The following is a 15671-nucleotide window of genomic DNA, read 5'->3' as shown; positions in this document are numbered from 1 at the left end:
GGCGAGCTGCCTCACGCCTCGAGCACCTCCTCGGGCTCGGCGACCCAGGCGGAGAAGACCGGCACCCCGTGCCAGGGCCCGGTGACGCCGTCGGCCCGGGTGTCGGTGGCGACGGCCACCACGGCGTACGGGTGGCCGAAGCGCAACTCGGCGGTGCGGGCCACACCCTCCGGCGGCAGGCTGGTCAGCCCGAACATGCCGGTCACCGCCGCCGCCTCGAAGCCGTACCGGTCGAACCGGGCCACCGCCGTCTGTCGTGCCTCGAAGGTCTCGATCGGCAGCGCCATCGCCGTCGCCAGCGTCGCCGACGCGGCCGGGAAGCCGAGCGCCGGGGCGGTCAGGTCGTGCTCGCTCCGGGCCGACCAGCAGGGGAGGACAGCATGGTGGCGCTCCTCGCGGCCGTCGCGGGCCCGGGTGCGTACCCGCTCCTCACGCACCGTCCACAGCGGAGCATCGCCGAGCGGCAGGTCGAACAGCGAACGGGTCCCCGTCGGTTGCGCGCCGTCGGCCGCGCCGGCGCTGAGCTCGTACGCGACGGCCAGCACCACGGCCGGTGACACCCGCGGTGCGGCGGCCACCGAGAGGACCACCAGCCCCGCGCCGTCGGTCGTCTGGGCCGGCGCGGCGTGCACGATCACGTCACCGGCCCGGGAGGTGGACACGATGGCGCACCGGTGGCCCTGGCTCGGGCTGCGCAACACCCGCCGCAGTTGCCCGGCCCACGGGCTGCCGGCGCCGAGCGCGGGTGCGTCGGCGACGTCGAACGGGGTAGCCCAGGACACCCGGGTGGCCAACGCGCTGGCCAGGGCCAGCACCACGTCCGGCCGGACCCGCAGGGGGAACGTCTCGATCAGGCCGAGGGTGTGCTCACGGGCCCAGGCGTCCAACCCGGCCTGATCGGGCAGCACGCCGACCTCGGTCGTGCGGGGCAGCGCGGCCCGCCACCCCGCCGGCCCACCGTCGCCCTGCCCCGGTCGGTGCCAGAGCGCGGTGGCCGAGCCGACCAGCGGGTGCGGCGCGTTCAACAGCGCTCGGGCCACCTCGGCCGCGTCGGCCAGGTCGGTGCCCAGGGCGTTGGCCAGGTCCCTGGCGGCCGGGTCGGAGTCGGCCGCTGCGGTGGCACAGACCGCGAGCAGCAGCCAGGCGCCGAGCGGGGATGCGACGTGGTGCCGGTCGCCGATCGCGGCGTGCAGCCGCTCGGCGTACGCGGAAAGCGGCCCGTGCAGCTCGGTGGTCATGCCCCTACTCTGCCCGCCGGCCCGGCTCACGACCACAGCTCGAACGGCTCGTCGATCTCCGTGCCGGCGAGAAACGGGGTGATCAGCCGAGGGAGCTGCCCGGGGTAGAAGCGTTCCCGGCTGGCCACCACCTCGGGCAACGGCCACCAGCGGAAGCCGAAGTAGTCCTCCCGCTCGTAGTCGAGCCGGTGTGCCTCGTCCACGTCCGGGCCGGGGCCGGTCAGCCGTACGGTGACGACCAGCTCGTCCTGGACGTGCCGCACCTGGCGGTGCAGGAAGCTCGCCCGCCGTCGCCAGGTCGGCGCGCCCACCTGGTCGGCGGTGATCACGATGCCGGTCTCCTCCCGGAGCTCCCGCACCGCCGTGTCGCGGCAGGTCTCACCGGGATCCATGCCGCCGCCGGGCAGCTCCCACCAGGTGCCCAGCCGGGGGTGGTCCGGGTCGTGGGTGTGGAACAGCAACACCCGGTCGGTGCCGTCGGTGACCACCACCCGCACCGCGCGTCGCTCGAGGATCGGCAGGTCGCGGGGCAGCTCGTTCATCGGGCCAGTCTGTCGCACCGCCCGCTGCGGCGGCGGGTAGGCTGCCCGCCGTGGCTGGTCTGTTGAGGAATGTCGCGGCTCGTATCTCCCGGGTCGGCGTGGTCATCCCGTCGCCCCGGCGCACCGGGCCGGCGCCCGCGCAGGTGGCCCGCCGCCGGCAGGTGAGCGCGTTGCAGCGCCGGGAGCTGACCTACGCTCCGGAGCGGGACGGTCAGGCCGACCCCGGCGAGATCGTCTGGACGTGGGTGCCGTACGAGGACGACCCCCGCCAGGGCAAGGACCGGCCGGTGCTGGTCGTCGGGCGGCACAGCCGGACCCTGTTCGGGCTGATGCTGTCCAGCCAGAGTGAGCGGGACGGGCAGCGACACTGGTTCGCGCTCGGGCCGGGTGAGTGGGACCGCGACAACCGGCCGAGCTGGGTCCGGCTGGACCGGGTGCTCACCATGCGCGAGGACAGCATCCGCCGCGAGGGTGCCGTGTTGGATCGGCCCCGGTTCGACCGGGTCGGGCAGGCGTTGCGCGCCGGCTACGGCTGGCGCTGACCGCCCACCGATGCGGCTGCCCCGGTTCGAGGTCTTCCAGGATGCGCCCACCGTGGTGTTCGGTGCGTGCCTGTCGAGCTGCCCCGCCGTTGGGGCGCTCGGGTGGTGGGGGCGGACCGGTGGCGAGCCGCACAGCGAGCTGCCCCAGTGGTGGGGCAGCTCGACAGGCACGCACCTTGGCTATGGCACCCGGCCGAGGTAGGCCGGGACACGCTGGTCAGGCGGATTCGCGGCTTGGGCCGACCGCGGCGTTCTGTGCTTCCGGCGGCGGGTAGGGCTGGTCGGCGAGGAGCCGGGCCAGGTGTGCGCTGTTGAGCGCCAGGGCCTTTGTGGTGGGCCGCTGCACCTCACCGATGGTGTGGTGGGCGCCGCCCTCGTCTATGGGTACGAGAGCGCGGATGGTCGCCACGTCGGTTCCTCTCGGCGGTCGTATCGGGGTACTGGCCTCCCAAACCCGTATGTGACGGGTCAGAACGCCCCGAGCCGGGTTTGGTGGGAGACAGCAAAATCGTTGGGGCTGTGGCCGGAGCGCTGGCATGGTGTCCGCATGGTGCAGGATGTGGCGCGGCAGGTGGCCGACCAGGTGTGGACGGGCTTCGGGTTGCGGCTGTCCACGATGGAGCAGGTCACCTACGGCGCGGATCAGCACGCCCGACTGTGGCTGGCTCAGGCCGCCGACGGCGCCCGGTACGCGGTCAAGCTGAGCGGCGGTGGCACGCCCGCCGGGCTGGTCGTGACGGCGTACCTGGCCGAGCAGGGGGTGCCGGGCATCGCCGCGCCGCTGCGGGCCGTCGACGGGCGGCTGTCCGTCGACCACGACGGCTGCCGCCTCTCGGTGGTGCCGTGGGTCTCCGACCAGCGGGCGCTCGACGGTCCGATGACCGCCGCGCACTGGCGCGCGTACGGCGAGGTGCTGGCCGCCGTGCACGCGGCGCCGGTGACCGACGAGCTGAGCCGGCTGTTGCCGGCGGGCGGTGCCGCGTACCCCTCGATCGTGGCCGCGACCCGCGCGATGGCCGCGCGCCTGCGCGACCCGGCCGACCTCGCGGACCCGCTGGTCGCGGAGCTGGCGGGGGTGTGGTCCGCGGAGGCCGACCGGCTGGGGTTTCTGATCCGCGAGATCGAGCGCCGGGCACTCGACCAGCGCGACCGACCCGGCTCGAACGTCGTCTGCCACGGTGACCCGCACCTGGGCAACCTGCTGCTCGGCGCGGACGGGCAGGTCTGGCTGATCGACTGGGACGACGCGGTGCTCGCCCCGCCCGAGTGCGACCTCATGTTCGTCCTCGGCGGGGTGCTCGCCTTCGCGCCGATCACAGCCGAGCAGCAGCGGGCCGCCCTTGCCGGCTACGGCACTGCCGACGTCGACCCGGCGCGTCTGGCCTGGTTCCTCGCGGTCCGCGCGCTCGACGACCTCAGCGACTGGACCGGCCAGGCGCTGGACACCGACGCCGAGGCGGCCGATCGGAGCCGGGCCGCGCGGATCGTGCGAGGGCTGGTGTCACCGGTGGGTCTGGTCACCCTCGCCGACACGGCGCTGCGCGACCTTGGTCGGTCTCGCGGAGCGGGTGCGGCGACCGTCCAGGACGGACACGTGGCAAGCCGGGGCTGAACGATCAGCGCTCCGCGAGGAACGCGCTGTCGACCAGTTGGCGGGGCGACCGGGTGCCGCCGAGACTCTTCGCCTGGTACATGGCCGCGTCGGCGCGGCTGAGCGCGTCGGTGAGCTGGGCCGGGCCGGTCACCGGGGCGAGCCCGACGGAGGCGGTGACCCGGACGCTGCACCCGCTCAGCCGGATGGGCGCGGCGACGGTCTCGCTGAGCCGGCGGGTGGAGTGCTCGATCCAGCGCCGGTCGACGGTGGGGCTGGAGAGTAGCCCGGCGAACTCGTCGCCGCCGAGACGGGCGACGAGGTTGTCCCCGGCGAAGCCGGCGAGCCGCTCGGCCACGCTGATCAGCACCTGGTCGCCGGCGGCGTGCCCGTACCGGTCGTTGATCTGCTTGAAGTCGTCCAGGTCGAGCACCACGGCGATCAACGGCTGGCCGGCGGCGTCGGTGAGCAGGGCGGCTGCCAGGCGATAGAAGGCGCGGCGGTTGGGCAGGCCGGTGAGCGGGTCGTGACTGGCGGCGTGCCGTTCGGCGGCCAGCTCGGCCTGGAGGTGCCCGATCTCGGCTTCGGCGCGCACCGCCCGTCGGCGTAGTTGCCAGGAGGAGAGCAGCGCGCCGGCCGCGCAGACACCGGAGGCGACGCTCATCGGATCCGGCACGAACCCTCCCATCGCCGCGACCGCCTCCAGACTTCGGTCGACGCGGCGCGCCGCGTCGGGCCCAGTTTTGCCTGATCGTTGCCCGTGTGGGGGTAACGCAAAGTGAACGGATGGGCACCGATCATGTGCGTTATCATGCTCGCCGTCGGATGCAGATGCAATAGCAGATGCACGTGCAGAACCGTCCAATGTCGATACCGCACCCCCTCGCCGTTACCGCTCCTCCCACGGCCATCGGCGGGCTCGTAACAGAAAGACGCCCCCATGCAGCAGCCGCCCAATGGCGTACCGATCCACCAGTTGCCTCCGCTGAGCTGGCAGAAGAGCCGCCGCAGCAACCCCAGCGGTAACTGTGTCGAACTCGCCGAACTGCCCGGGGGAGCGGGCATCGCGGTCCGCAACTCACGACACCCGGAGGGGCCGGCGCTGATCTACACGGTCGATGAGATCGCCGCATTCGTGCTCGGTGCGCGGGATGGAGATTTCGACCACCTGATCAACTGACCGTCCCGGGAGGGTCGTCCCGGCGGCGAGCCTGATTCACCGGTGCGGAGGAGTTCACCTCACTATCGGTCCATGGCATGCTTACACGTCGGCCGGGCCGGGGCGCCCGGCTGCCGTGGGTCGGTGTCCGGAGGTCCGCACGTGACGATGGTTCCCGCCGAGGGTGGCCCGACAACCGGGCCGACCGTGCTGCGCATGCTGCTCGGCGCCCAATTGCGCCGCCTGCGGGAGTCCAGCGGGGTGACCCGGGAGGGTGCCGGTTGGGAGATCCGCTCCTCCGAATCCAAGATCAGTCGGATGGAGCTGGGCCGGGTCGGCTTCAAGGAACGCGACGTCGCCGACCTGTTGACCCTCTACGGCGTCACCGACGAGCACGAGCGTGACGCGCTGCTCAAGCTCGCCCGAGACGCGAACAGCCCCGGGTGGTGGCACCGCTACGGCGACGTGTTGCCGTCCTGGTTCCAGTCGTACCTCGGGCTGGAGGCCGCGGCGGCGCTGATCCGCAGCTACGAGGTGCAGTTCGTGCCCGGCCTCCTGCAGACCAAGGAGTACGCCCGGGCGGTGGTGCTGCTCGGGCACGGCGCGGCCGGTCCGGGCGAGATCGACCGACGCGTCGCGCTGCGGATGCAGCGTCAGCAGCTGCTCCGCCGGGACAATCCGCCGCAGCTCTGGGCCGTGGTGGACGAGGCGGCGTTGCGCCGACCCATCGGCGGTGCCGAGGTCATGCGCGGCCAGCTCACCGCGCTCATCGAGGCGACCAAGTCGCCGCACATCCGGCTTCAGGTCATCCCGTTCGCCGCCGGTGGCCACGCCGCCGCCGGGGGCGCCTTCACCATCCTGCGCTTCGGTGACCAGGAGCTGCCCGACATCGTCTACATCGAGCAGCTGACCAGCGCCATCTACCTCGACAAGCGCGACGATCTGGATTACTACGCGGTGGCCATGGAGCGGCTCTGCGTCGAGGCCGAGCCGCCGGAGCGCACGCCGGAGATCCTCGGACGACTGCTGGACGACACGTACCCAGCCTGACTCGCGACCGCGACGGCCCCACGCTCAGTTCACGTATTGACCGACGCCGACTGGCGGGGTTAGTCTCTTTATCGATACAGACTGGATCGATGCAGAGAGGTGCCGGGTGAAGCCAACACTGCAAGCCGTGGCCGACGCCGTCGGCGTCTCGCGCAGCACGGTGTCCAACGCCTACAGTCGCCCCGACCAGCTCTCGGCCGCCCTGCGGGAGCGCATCCTGGACGCTGCCCGGCAACTCGGGTACCCCGGCCCCAACCCCACCGCGCGCTCCCTGCGCCGGGGCTTCGTCGGGTCGATCGGGGTGCTGTTCACCTCGCGACTGTCGTACGCCTTCACCGACCCGTTCGCGGTCCGGTTCCTCGCCGGTGTCGGCGCGGCGGCCGAGCGGCACGGCACGAGCATGCTGCTGGTGCCGCTGCCTCCCGCGGTGACCGACGCCCGGCGGGCGGTGGAGAACGCCGCGGTCGACGGGTTCTGCGTCTACTGCGTCGCCGACGAGGAATGGGCGCTGGACGTGATCCGCCAACGCGGGCTGCCGTTCGTCAGCACGGCCGCCCGCGACAACGCGGGCGACGACGAACGGTTCGTCGGCATCGACGAGCGGGCCGCCGCGCGCAGTGTGGCCGCGCACGTCGCTGGGCTCGGGCACCGTCGGGTCGCGCTGCTCGCCGACTCCGTGCTGCCCGACGCGCCGGCTGGCCCGCTCACCCTGGCCGGGGTCGACCAGGTGCCGCACCCGACCACCCGGGGTCGGCTCAGCGGGTTCGCCGACGCCTTCGCCGAGGTCGGCGTCGGCTGGGCCGAGCTGACCCTGGTCAACGGCCCCGGCAACAGCCGCCCGGCGGCAGCCGCGGCCATCGCCGGGCTGTTCGACCAACCCGTGCCACCGACCGCCGTGCTGGCCGGCTCCGACGTCCTCGCGCTCGGTGTGCTGGACGCCCTGGCCGCGCGGCCGGCCCATGATCGCCCCGCCGTCTCGGTGACCGGCTTCGACGACGTGCCCGAGGCCGCCGCGGCCGGCCTCACCACCGTCCGGCAACCGGCCGAAGAAAAGGGCCGGATCGCCGCCGAACTGCTGCTCGACCCGCCCGCGGACGCCGCGGCCGGTCATGTGTTGCTACCCACCGCACTCGTCGTCCGGGGCTCCACCGGACCTGTCCCGAGGAGTTGACCATGGAACTTCCCACCGGCTACGTCACCGCGCTCGACGCCATGAACCGGCACGTCAACTCGGCCCGACCGGATGCTCCGGTCCAGGTCGACCGCCCCCACCGGACTCTGCTCGCCCCGACCCGGCAAGCCACCGCCCTCGCCCTGCGCCGGCTCGCCGACCGCATCCAACCGCGACCGCTGCCCGGCACCCCCCGCTGCTCCTGACCCCGAACCAACCCCATTCCGGTACGCACGGGACGAACAGTGTGGGGCCGGGCACGCAGAGTGGTCGAGTGCGGCGTTGCCAGGCAGACTGGTGAAGCCATGTCACCGTTCATGCCCACTCTCCGCCTCCACGACCGCTACGTACTGCACGAGCGGATCGGTCTCGGTGGCATGTCCGAGGTGTGGCGCGGCGACGACGAGGTGCTCGGCCGACCCGTCGCGATCAAGGTGCTCGCCGGGCAGTTCGCCACCGACCCGCAGCTGCGGGCCACCATCCAACGCGAGGCCCGCGCCGCCGCCCGGCTGACCCACCCGCACGTGACCCAGGTGTACGACTACGCCGAGGCGACCCTGGCCGGCGGCGTCGTGGTCCCGTACCTGGTGATGGAGTTCGTCGACGGCCACAACCTGGCCGACCGGCTGCGGACCGGGCCGCTGCCCTGGCCGGAGGCGGTGCGGGTGGCCGGGCAGATCGCCGCCGCCCTGGCCGCCGCGCACCGGATCGGGGTCGTGCACCGCGACGTCAAGCCCGGCAACGTCATGCTCACCGACACCGGAGCCAAGGTGCTCGACTTCGGCATCGCCGCACTCGGCAGCCTCGACAGCCAGTCCGGCGAACCGCTGATGGGCACCCCCGCCTACTTCGCCCCGGAACGACTCACCGCCGGCCCGCCCGACCCGGCGAGCGACGTGTACGCCCTGGGCGTCCTGCTCTACCGCACCCTCACCGGGCGGGCGCCACTGCCCGTGCAGAGCTGGGAGGACGCGCTGGAGGTGCACCGGAGGGGCACGCCGGTGCCGCCGCTGCGGGTGCCCGGCCTGCCCGCCGACATCGCCGAGCTGACCGTCGCCTGCCTGGCCGCCAACCCGGCCGACCGACCGAGCGCCGCGCACCTGGCCCGCCGCTTCGGCGCCGGTCAGCCGGTCGAGCCGCCCACCGAGCTGCTGCGCATCCGGCCGGCCGCCCACCCGCCCACCTTGATCGACCGGTCGGCGGCCCGCCCCGTTCCGGCTGCCGCCGAGTCGGCCCGGCGCCGCTCGCGCCGGCCCCTCGCCGCGCTCGTCGCGGCCGTTCTCGCCGTGCTGATCGGTGTCGGCGCCCTGCTCGCGGAAAATCCGCTCGGCGACCAGGGCGCACCCGACCCGGCCGAGATCGCCGACGCGCCCTCGACCTCCGCCCCGGCGCCCACACCCACGACGCACCCGCCGACGCCGGCGGCGCCATCCTCGCCCCCGGCCTCCGCCAGCACCGCGCCCCCGAGCGTCGGGCAGCAGATACCGGTCAGCTTCCGGGAGGTGACCAGCGAGTTCGCCGCCGTCCTCGGCACCGCGGTCGCCCGCGGCGACGTCGACCGCAAGACCGCCGAGGATCTGCGGGACGAGCTCGCCGACCTCAACCGCCGTACCAGAGACCGCGCCAAGCAGGTCGCCGAGCTGCGCGAGCACATCGCCCAGCTGGTGGAACGGGACCGCCTACCAGCGCGGACGGCCGCTCAACTCGACGCTCTGCTCACCCAGGCCGACAGCTTCTCCACCGGCCGTACGGACGACTGATACCTCCGTCGATACCGCTGGCATGATGTCCCGATGCGGACACGTCTGATCTTCGTGCGACACGGCGAGTCGGTCCACCAGCTCGAAGGAATCGTCGGTGGACCACGTGGCTGTCGGGGCCTCACCGCCCTCGGCCACGAGCAGGCACACCACCTGGCCAACCGGCTCACCGGCGAGGTCGCCGCCGACGGGCCGGTGGCGGTCTACTCGTCCGTGCTGCGCAGGGCCGTCGAGACCGCGCAACCGATCGGCGCGGCGTTTGGCGTCCGGCCCGTGGCCGACTGTGGTCTCTGCACCTGGCACACACCCCCGTACGCCGACGGTCTGCCGACCGCCCTCTTCCGCACCGACCACGCGGTGGCGGGTGGCGGCGTGTTCCGGCCGTTCGAGGAGGGCAACGAGAGCTGGGCCGAACTGGTGGTTCGGGTCAGCCGCGCGATCATGGAGATCGCCCACCGGCACCGGGGTTCCACAGTGGTCCTGGTCGGCCACAGCGAGACCGTCGAGGGCGCGTTTCACGCGCTCGGCGCGCAGCCGGTCTTCCGGGCGTTCGACCTGGACGTGCCCCCGGCCTCGATCACCGAATGGACCAGCGACCACGATCCCGGCGGCTGGCCGCCGGCCCGCTGGACGCTGCGTCGCTTCGCGGACACCGGCGGGTGGGCTAGAGCGTGATCCAGTACCGCCGGGCGGCGATGCTATTCGGTGGCGAGGATTTGTTCCCGCAGGATCTCCGCGTGCCCGCAGTGTTGGGCGAGCTCGCGCAGCACGTGCAGGTAGACCCAGCGCAGCGGCACCGGGCCGCGCCGGTGGCCGCGAAGCACGTCGTCGAGGCCCAGGGTGGACGTGGCGCGGCGGGAGGCTTCGCAGGCCGCGCGGTGCCCGCTCTGGACGGTGGCGATCGTGTCGCTGTCGTCGAGGATGAACGACTCGTCCGGCGTGGCGGGGATGCCGATCTCCGCGCGCGACCGGCACGTGACGGCCTCGTCGAACCAGACCTTCTCGACGAACGCGGCGTGCTTCACCAGACCCAGAAGCGTGGTCCGGGACGGCACCAACGAGCGGCGTGCCTGCTCCTCGGTCAGCCCGTCCAGGCAGCCGTTGAGCGCCCTGCGGTGCTCGTCGATGAACGCCTCGAACTGCGCCTGGGCTGCCCGGCCGACGATGTCATCGGCGAAGGTCCCCGGAAAGGAGGTCATTCCGGAAGCATTTCAAGATCGTCGGCGGGACGCAAACATCCGCTCTCAGCCGAACACACCACACTGGCGTACGCGCCGACTCAGCCAAGGCTGACGCTGACCGACTCGCCCGGCTCGGTGCCCGTGCGCGAGAAGACCTCGCCGTCCGGCGTCCAGACGCCCGACCGGCCCGCCGCCTCGGTGTAGCCACCGCCGGTCGACCCGGCGAAGCTCGCCACCGCCACCCAGACCCGGTGCGTGGTGGCGATCCGGTGGGCACGCTGGTCGATCACGGCGGTGTCGCGCGCCGATTCGAGGACGCCCGCCGCGTACACGTCGATGCCGAGCGCTGCGGTCCGCGCCGCGTGCGCGGCGACGCCGGTGTCCTTGCAGATCGCCAACCCCACCCGCCAACCGTCCACATCGAACACCGCTGGCGTGTCACCTGGCCGGAACCGCCGGGCCTCCGCGTCCCCCAGCCACATCTTCCGGTACGCCACCGCCGCGCCGTCGCCGGTCACGGCCAGCATCGCGATGTGGTCGCCCGTGACCGGCACGCCGGCCAGGGCCAACGCGCCGGTCTCGGCGCACGCCTCGACCAGCGGCGCCAGCCGCGGGTCGTCGACCGACACGACCGGCGCGTCCAACTCGTACCCCGTCAGCGACAGCTCCGGAAAGACCACCAGCCGGGCCCGCGCCGCGCGGACCGCGACGGCGTGCGACCGCGCGTTCTCCGCGACATCCAGGGGTACGCACGGCGGCTGCGCCACCGCGAGCCGCAGCGGGGTGCGGTCTTCCACACCCCCACCGGTGTGGACGACCCGCGCGTCCGGGCGGTCGGCCGCATGGTCGACTCTCAGGATGACTTCGTAACGTGGGCGCATGATTCGAACGTCCCACGCCGTGTTCGCCACCGGAACCCCCTCCGCCGCAGCGGAACCACCCCAGGGTGGGATGGTCGGCTACGTCACTGACCTGGTGGAACGACTCGGCGGGCCGGGTGCCGGCCTGGCGGTGGCGTTGGAGAACCTCTTCCCGCCGATCCCCAGTGAGGTGATCCTGCCGCTGGCCGGGTTCGTCGCCGCCCAGGGACGGATGAGCCTGGTCGGTGCGATCTTCTGGACCACACTGGGCTCGGTGGTGGGCGCGCTGGCGCTCTACCTGATCGGCGCGTCACTGGGGCGTGACCGGATGCGTGCCATCGTGGCCCGGCTACCACTGGTCAAGCTGAGCGACGTGGACCGGACCGAGGCGTGGTTCCTCCGGCACGGCGTGAAGGCGGTCTTCTTCGGCCGGATGATCCCGATCTTCCGGAGCCTGATCTCCATCCCGGCCGGGGTGGAGCGGATGCCGGTGCAGATCTTCCTGCTCTACACCACGCTGGGCAGCCTGATCTGGAACACCACCTTCGTCCTCGCCGGCTACCTGCTCGGGGACAACTGGCACCTCGTCGAGGGGTACGTCGGCACACTCCAGAACGTGGTGATCGTGGTCTGCGCGGCGGCCGTCGCGTGGTTCGTCGGGTCCCGCGTGCTGCGAGCCCGCCGCGCCGCGCGGAACCCCGAGCCGACCGACGCCGAGCCGCGCCCACTGGACGGCGTGCCCGACCCGGGCGGCCGCGGCACCCTCTACCGAAGCGGATCGTGGGCCTCGGACGAGCGCTGACGCGCTCCGCAACGGCGCGGTACGGGTCTCGGGGCGTGCTCGGCACGGAAGGGGGCAAGGTGGCGGGGGAGCGGCGAACCGGCCCGTGGTGGGGCCGGCTCCGGCTGCCGGTCGGCGTGGCCGTCGGGATCGCCACGGCCGGCGTCGAGCTCGCCTTCCTGGCCGTCGTCGCCGTCACGTTCACCGCCTCCGCGCTCGCGCCGGTGACCGGCCGCCGGCTCCGCGATCTGACCAAGAGGTACGCGGGTTGGCTGCTGCGCCTGGAACGGCGCCGCCTCACCGGGCTGCTCGACGCGGACGAGTTGCCGACTCCGAACGATGTGGCGACCGGGCGGCAGGTCGGCTACCTGGCCGCCCGGCTGCTGCCCGGCACGCTCGGCCTGCTGGCGTACGCCGTGCTGGGCGTCGGCGTGGTGCTGGCCGGGATCGTGTTGCGCGCGGCGGTGCGGGGCGAGCTGACCCTCCTCGACGCCCTGTCGCAGGTCGCCGTCGGCGCGGTGCTGCTCCTGCTCAACGTCCAGGCTCTCGCCAGTGTCGCCGCGCTGGACGTCCGGCTGGCTCGACGACTGCTCGGCCCGGGGAGTCGGGCGGAGCTGACCCGGCGGGTCCAGGAGCTGACCACCAGTCGAGCCGGCGTCATCGCCGCGGTCGACGCGGAACGGCAGCGCATCGAACGCGATCTGCACGACGGCCTGCAGCAGCGGCTGGTGGCTCTCGGCATGCTGCTCGGCCGGGCCCGGCGGGCCCGCGACGCGGACCGTACCCGGGCGTTGCTCGCCCAGGCCCACGAGGACGTGCAGCGGGCCGTCGAGGAGTTGCGCGAGGTGGCCTGGCGGGTCTACCCGTCCGCGCTGGACGGCAGCGACCTGGGCGAGGTGCTGGCCATGGTCGCCCGCCGCTCCGAGGTGCCGGTACGGATCACCTGCGAGCTGCCCGTACGTCCCGACCGGCAGATCGAGACGGTGCTCTACTTCGTGGCCTGCGAGGCGCTGACAAACGCGGCGAGGCACGCCGCCGCTAACCTGGTCACGGTCCACATCGAGGCACGGGAGGGGTGGGTCCGGATGCGCGTGCACGACGACGGCGTCGGCGGTGCGGACCCGTCCGGGCGTGGACTGTCCGGGCTGGCGCGACGCACCGCGGCGCTGGACGGGCGGCTGCGGGTGACCAGCCCGGCCGGTGGTCCGACAAACGTGCTGGTGGAGTTGCCGTGCGGCTAGTCCTCGCCGAAGACTCGACGTTGCTGCGGGAGGGCCTGACGCGGCTGCTCGCCGAGGAGGCCCACGAGGTGGTCGCGGCGGTTGGCACCGCGGATGAGCTTGTCGAGGCGGTCGGACGGTGCCGTCCCGACGTGGTGGTCACCGATGTCCGGATGCCCCCCAATCACACCGACGACGGCCTGCGTGCCGCCCTGGAGATCCGTCGACGCTGGCCGGACACCGGCGTCCTCGTGCTCTCTCAGTACGTGGAGCGGCGCTACGCCGGCCGGTTGCTCGCGGACCGTCCCGAGGGAGTCGGCTACCTGCTCAAGGACCGGGTCGCCCAGGTGGACGACTTCCTCGACGCACTCGACCGGGTCGGCGTCGGCGGCACCGCCCTCGACCCGGAGGTGGTCCGTCAGGTGGTGGCCGGCTCGCAACGGCCCGACCCGCTCGGCCGGCTCACGCCACGCGAACGGGACGTACTGCATGAGATGGCCCAGGGGCACACCAACCTCGCCATCGCCCAACGGCTGCACGTATCGCAGAGCGCCGTGGAGAAGCACGTCAACGCCATCTTCGACAAGCTCGACCTCGCGGCAGCGACCGGCTACAGCCGGAGGATCCTCGCCATCCTGCGCTACCTGGACACCTGACCCGGCCAAGGTTCGACGGGTGGGCCAGGCGCGCGGGCGGGCCGGGCGTGCGTGCCGAGCGCGCGGACGGGGCGGGTGTGCGTGCCGGGCGCGCGGGCGGGGCGGGCGTGCGGGCGGGCGGGGCGGGTGTGCGTGCCGGGCGCGCGGGCGGGGCGGGTGTGCGTGCCGGGCGCGCGGGCGGGGCGGGCGTGCGGGAGGGGCCGGCATGATCGACTCGGGTTTGGCGAAGTCGGGGGTGTCCCGGCGTCCGGGATGCCCCGACTTCCGTAAAGTCGAGTGGATCACGGGGGTGACGGCCGATTCGTCGCTCGCGTCCCCTGCCGTGTGGGTGGTTTGTTCGTTTGTGGATGTCTGTGGGGTGTGGCCGGCCGCACCCGTGGGGCGGAATCGTGGCGGGGACGGGGTCGTTACATACCCTGACGATCGCAGCACCACGGGCCCGCCGCCCCGGCTTCACGGGGTTGGGATGCGGGTCGCGCAGGTTGGAATGCCAGCCCCCGCCCGGTCGTTACAGTCCCCACGAACGGCCGCAGGCACCGCCTTCACGAGGGTGCCAATAGATGGCCCCCCGGGAATGACTCCGGCCGGCCGGTCGTTACACCGGGACCTGGCGCCACGAGCCCCCGCTCGGGCGGTCGCCGACCCCGACGCCGGTAGGCGTCACCCCCCAGACTTTCCCCCCTTGTTTGTGCGGCGCCGGACGAGGTGCTCACACCCGTTACTGCCGTTCCCCCGATCGGCGTGGGCGGGTGTTCTACCCCCGAAGGAGCTATCCCCATGAACACGATCATTCGTAAGAGCGTGCTGTCGGTTGCTGGTCTCGCGTTCGCCGGTGGTGTGTTCGCCGGTCCGATCGCCGCGCACGCCAACCCGGTCGACGCCAACCCGGTCGCAATGGCCGTGCAGGCTGACAAGCCTGACACCGGCAAGCTGATCCCGCACGGTACCCAGGGCGAGCAGTCGCGCATCACCCTCAACGATGAGCAGACCGCGAACGTGAAGGCGATCATCGCCGCGACGAAGAAGGCCGGTTTGCCTGAGCGGGCCGCGGTGATCTCGATCGCGACGAGTCTGCAGGAGTCGAAGCTGGAGAACCTGGGCCACCTCGGCGACGCCAACGACCACGACTCGTTGGGCCTGTTCCAGCAGCGCCCGAGCTCGGGGTGGGGCACCCCGGAGCAGATCACCGACCCGCAGTACTCGACGACTGCGTTCCTGAAGGGCCTCAAGCAGGTCGACGGGTGGCAGGACATGCCGCTGACCGAGGCCGCGCAGACCGTGCAGGTCTCGGCGTACCCGGACGCCTACGCCCAGTGGGAGCAGCAGGCCGCCGACCTCGTCGCCCAGCACTGGAACAGCTGACCCCACAGCACCACCGAACAGCAGAACAGCAGAACAGGACACCGACCGCTGGCCGGCACCCGCAACCCCGGGGTGCCGGCCAGCGGCCTTTGCACGCTCCACACCCGCGAGATCTTGGACAGTTACCGTTCAACGCGAACGAAAACTGTCCAAGATCTCGAGAGCCGCGGAGCCGCGGAGCCGCGGAGCCGCGGAGCCGCGGAGCCGAGCGCCGGGGCCGCGGGCCGTGCGCCGGTGGCCCGGGGCCGCGCGTCAGGGCCGCGAGCCGCGAGCCGCGAGCCGGTGGCCGGGGGCCGGTGGCTGCGGGCCGCGCGCTGCCGGCGGGGCCGCGCCTTGCCGGCGAGCCGGGCCGCACCCCCGCCGCGTCGGGGTGCGGGAACAACCCGGAGGGTGGGCTGGTTGGGGACAGTGTCGGTGTGACTCAGTGTCCCCGGGCCTCACCTAAATTGCCTTCGCGGAATACCGTTCGGCTGGAGCCGCGTCGTGCCACTCGCCGAGAGGCGACCTGCACACCGACATCAGCGCCGCCCCCGGCCCACCGGCCGGGGGCGGCGCTGT

The 15671-nt window shown here is 73.0% G+C and carries 18 protein-coding genes; 12 read left to right on the top strand and 6 right to left on the bottom strand.

Features of this window, described 5'->3' with window-relative positions; genetic code table 11:
• Positions 1-11 precede the first annotated feature (11 nt).
• Positions 12-1238, bottom strand: a complete 1227-nt coding sequence (locus ACIBF8_RS27180; RefSeq protein WP_396786705.1) for a hypothetical protein — start codon at positions 1236-1238, stop codon at positions 12-14.
• Positions 1239-1264: 26 nt separating this feature from the next.
• On the bottom strand, positions 1265-1780 hold the full coding sequence (locus ACIBF8_RS27175) for an NUDIX hydrolase (protein WP_396786703.1): 516 nt from the start codon (positions 1778-1780) through the stop codon (positions 1265-1267).
• Positions 1781-1830: 50 nt separating this feature from the next.
• On the opposite strand from ACIBF8_RS27175, the gene ACIBF8_RS27170 reads away from it, so the two are divergent.
• The gene (locus ACIBF8_RS27170; RefSeq protein ID WP_396786702.1) at positions 1831-2322 is read left to right on the top strand and encodes a type II toxin-antitoxin system PemK/MazF family toxin; all 492 of its coding nucleotides are present in this window, start codon (positions 1831-1833) and stop codon (positions 2320-2322) included.
• A 217-nt stretch (positions 2323-2539) separates the two neighbouring features.
• On the opposite strand, the gene ACIBF8_RS27165 is transcribed toward ACIBF8_RS27170, so the two are convergent.
• Positions 2540-2731 carry a hypothetical protein gene (locus ACIBF8_RS27165; protein ID WP_396786701.1) on the bottom strand — a complete coding sequence of 64 codons (192 nt, stop codon included), beginning with the start codon at positions 2729-2731 and terminating at the stop codon, positions 2540-2542.
• 138 nt (positions 2732-2869) lie between these two features.
• Here ACIBF8_RS27165 and ACIBF8_RS27160 point away from each other — a divergent pair, with 138 nt between their 5' ends.
• Positions 2870-3934 carry a phosphotransferase enzyme family protein gene (locus tag ACIBF8_RS27160; RefSeq protein ID WP_396786699.1) on the top strand — a complete coding sequence of 355 codons (1065 nt, stop codon included), beginning with the start codon at positions 2870-2872 and terminating at the stop codon, positions 3932-3934.
• 4 nt (positions 3935-3938) lie between these two features.
• Here ACIBF8_RS27160 and ACIBF8_RS27155 read toward each other — a convergent pair whose 3' ends face one another.
• Positions 3939-4589 carry a GGDEF domain-containing protein gene (locus ACIBF8_RS27155; RefSeq protein WP_396786697.1) on the bottom strand — a complete coding sequence of 217 codons (651 nt, stop codon included), beginning with the start codon at positions 4587-4589 and terminating at the stop codon, positions 3939-3941.
• Positions 4590-4853: 264 nt separating this feature from the next.
• On the opposite strand from ACIBF8_RS27155, the gene ACIBF8_RS27150 reads away from it, so the two are divergent.
• The 6 genes from ACIBF8_RS27150 (at position 4854) to ACIBF8_RS27125 (ending at position 9728) form a co-directional block, all read left to right on the top strand.
• The gene (locus ACIBF8_RS27150) at positions 4854-5093 is read left to right on the top strand and encodes a DUF397 domain-containing protein (protein ID WP_074309213.1); all 240 of its coding nucleotides are present in this window, start codon (positions 4854-4856) and stop codon (positions 5091-5093) included.
• A gap of 141 nt (positions 5094-5234) precedes the next feature.
• Positions 5235-6122, top strand: coding sequence for a helix-turn-helix domain-containing protein (locus tag ACIBF8_RS27145; RefSeq protein WP_396786695.1), 888 nt, complete (start codon positions 5235-5237; stop codon positions 6120-6122).
• A gap of 127 nt (positions 6123-6249) precedes the next feature.
• Positions 6250-7293: a LacI family DNA-binding transcriptional regulator gene (locus tag ACIBF8_RS27140; RefSeq protein ID WP_396786693.1), complete on the top strand. Its 1044-nt coding sequence runs from the start codon at positions 6250-6252 to the stop codon at positions 7291-7293.
• Between the two features lie 2 nt (positions 7294-7295).
• On the top strand, positions 7296-7499 hold the full coding sequence (locus ACIBF8_RS27135) for a hypothetical protein (protein ID WP_396786692.1): 204 nt from the start codon (positions 7296-7298) through the stop codon (positions 7497-7499).
• A 99-nt stretch (positions 7500-7598) separates the two neighbouring features.
• Positions 7599-9053, top strand: coding sequence for a protein kinase (locus ACIBF8_RS27130; protein ID WP_396786691.1), 1455 nt, complete (start codon positions 7599-7601; stop codon positions 9051-9053).
• 33 nt (positions 9054-9086) lie between these two features.
• The gene (locus tag ACIBF8_RS27125; protein WP_396786689.1) at positions 9087-9728 is read left to right on the top strand and encodes a histidine phosphatase family protein; all 642 of its coding nucleotides are present in this window, start codon (positions 9087-9089) and stop codon (positions 9726-9728) included.
• Between the two features lie 23 nt (positions 9729-9751).
• Here ACIBF8_RS27125 and ACIBF8_RS27120 read toward each other — a convergent pair whose 3' ends face one another.
• Both ACIBF8_RS27120 and ACIBF8_RS27115 read right to left on the bottom strand, forming a co-directional pair.
• Positions 9752-10252, bottom strand: a complete 501-nt coding sequence (locus ACIBF8_RS27120; RefSeq protein WP_396786688.1) for a DinB family protein — start codon at positions 10250-10252, stop codon at positions 9752-9754.
• An 80-nt stretch (positions 10253-10332) separates the two neighbouring features.
• Positions 10333-11031, bottom strand: coding sequence for a carbon-nitrogen hydrolase family protein (locus ACIBF8_RS27115; RefSeq protein ID WP_396786855.1), 699 nt, complete (start codon positions 11029-11031; stop codon positions 10333-10335).
• A gap of 82 nt (positions 11032-11113) precedes the next feature.
• Between ACIBF8_RS27115 and ACIBF8_RS27110 the strand changes: the two genes are divergently transcribed.
• From ACIBF8_RS27110 to ACIBF8_RS27095, 4 genes are all read left to right on the top strand, one after another.
• Positions 11114-11896, top strand: a complete 783-nt coding sequence (locus tag ACIBF8_RS27110) for a DedA family protein (protein WP_396786686.1) — start codon at positions 11114-11116, stop codon at positions 11894-11896.
• A gap of 35 nt (positions 11897-11931) precedes the next feature.
• Complete coding sequence (locus tag ACIBF8_RS27105) at positions 11932-13116, top strand: sensor histidine kinase (RefSeq protein WP_396786684.1); 1185 nt, start codon at positions 11932-11934, stop codon at positions 13114-13116.
• Positions 13107-13751 (top strand): response regulator, encoded by a 645-nt coding sequence (locus ACIBF8_RS27100; RefSeq protein ID WP_396786682.1) that lies wholly within the window; start codon positions 13107-13109, stop codon positions 13749-13751. Before ACIBF8_RS27105 ends, ACIBF8_RS27100 begins: the two co-directional genes overlap by 10 nt.
• Before the next feature lie 777 nt (positions 13752-14528).
• The gene (locus ACIBF8_RS27095; RefSeq protein WP_396786680.1) at positions 14529-15113 is read left to right on the top strand and encodes a hypothetical protein; all 585 of its coding nucleotides are present in this window, start codon (positions 14529-14531) and stop codon (positions 15111-15113) included.
• Positions 15114-15671: the final 558 nt, after the last annotated feature.

Origin of the sequence: Micromonospora sp. NPDC050276 (assembly GCF_044459545.1) — a bacterium.
GTDB lineage: Bacteria > Actinomycetota > Actinomycetes > Mycobacteriales > Micromonosporaceae > Micromonospora.
The sequence above is the reverse complement of the archived record's forward strand: the minus strand, read 5'-3'. Positions and strand labels throughout refer to the sequence as shown.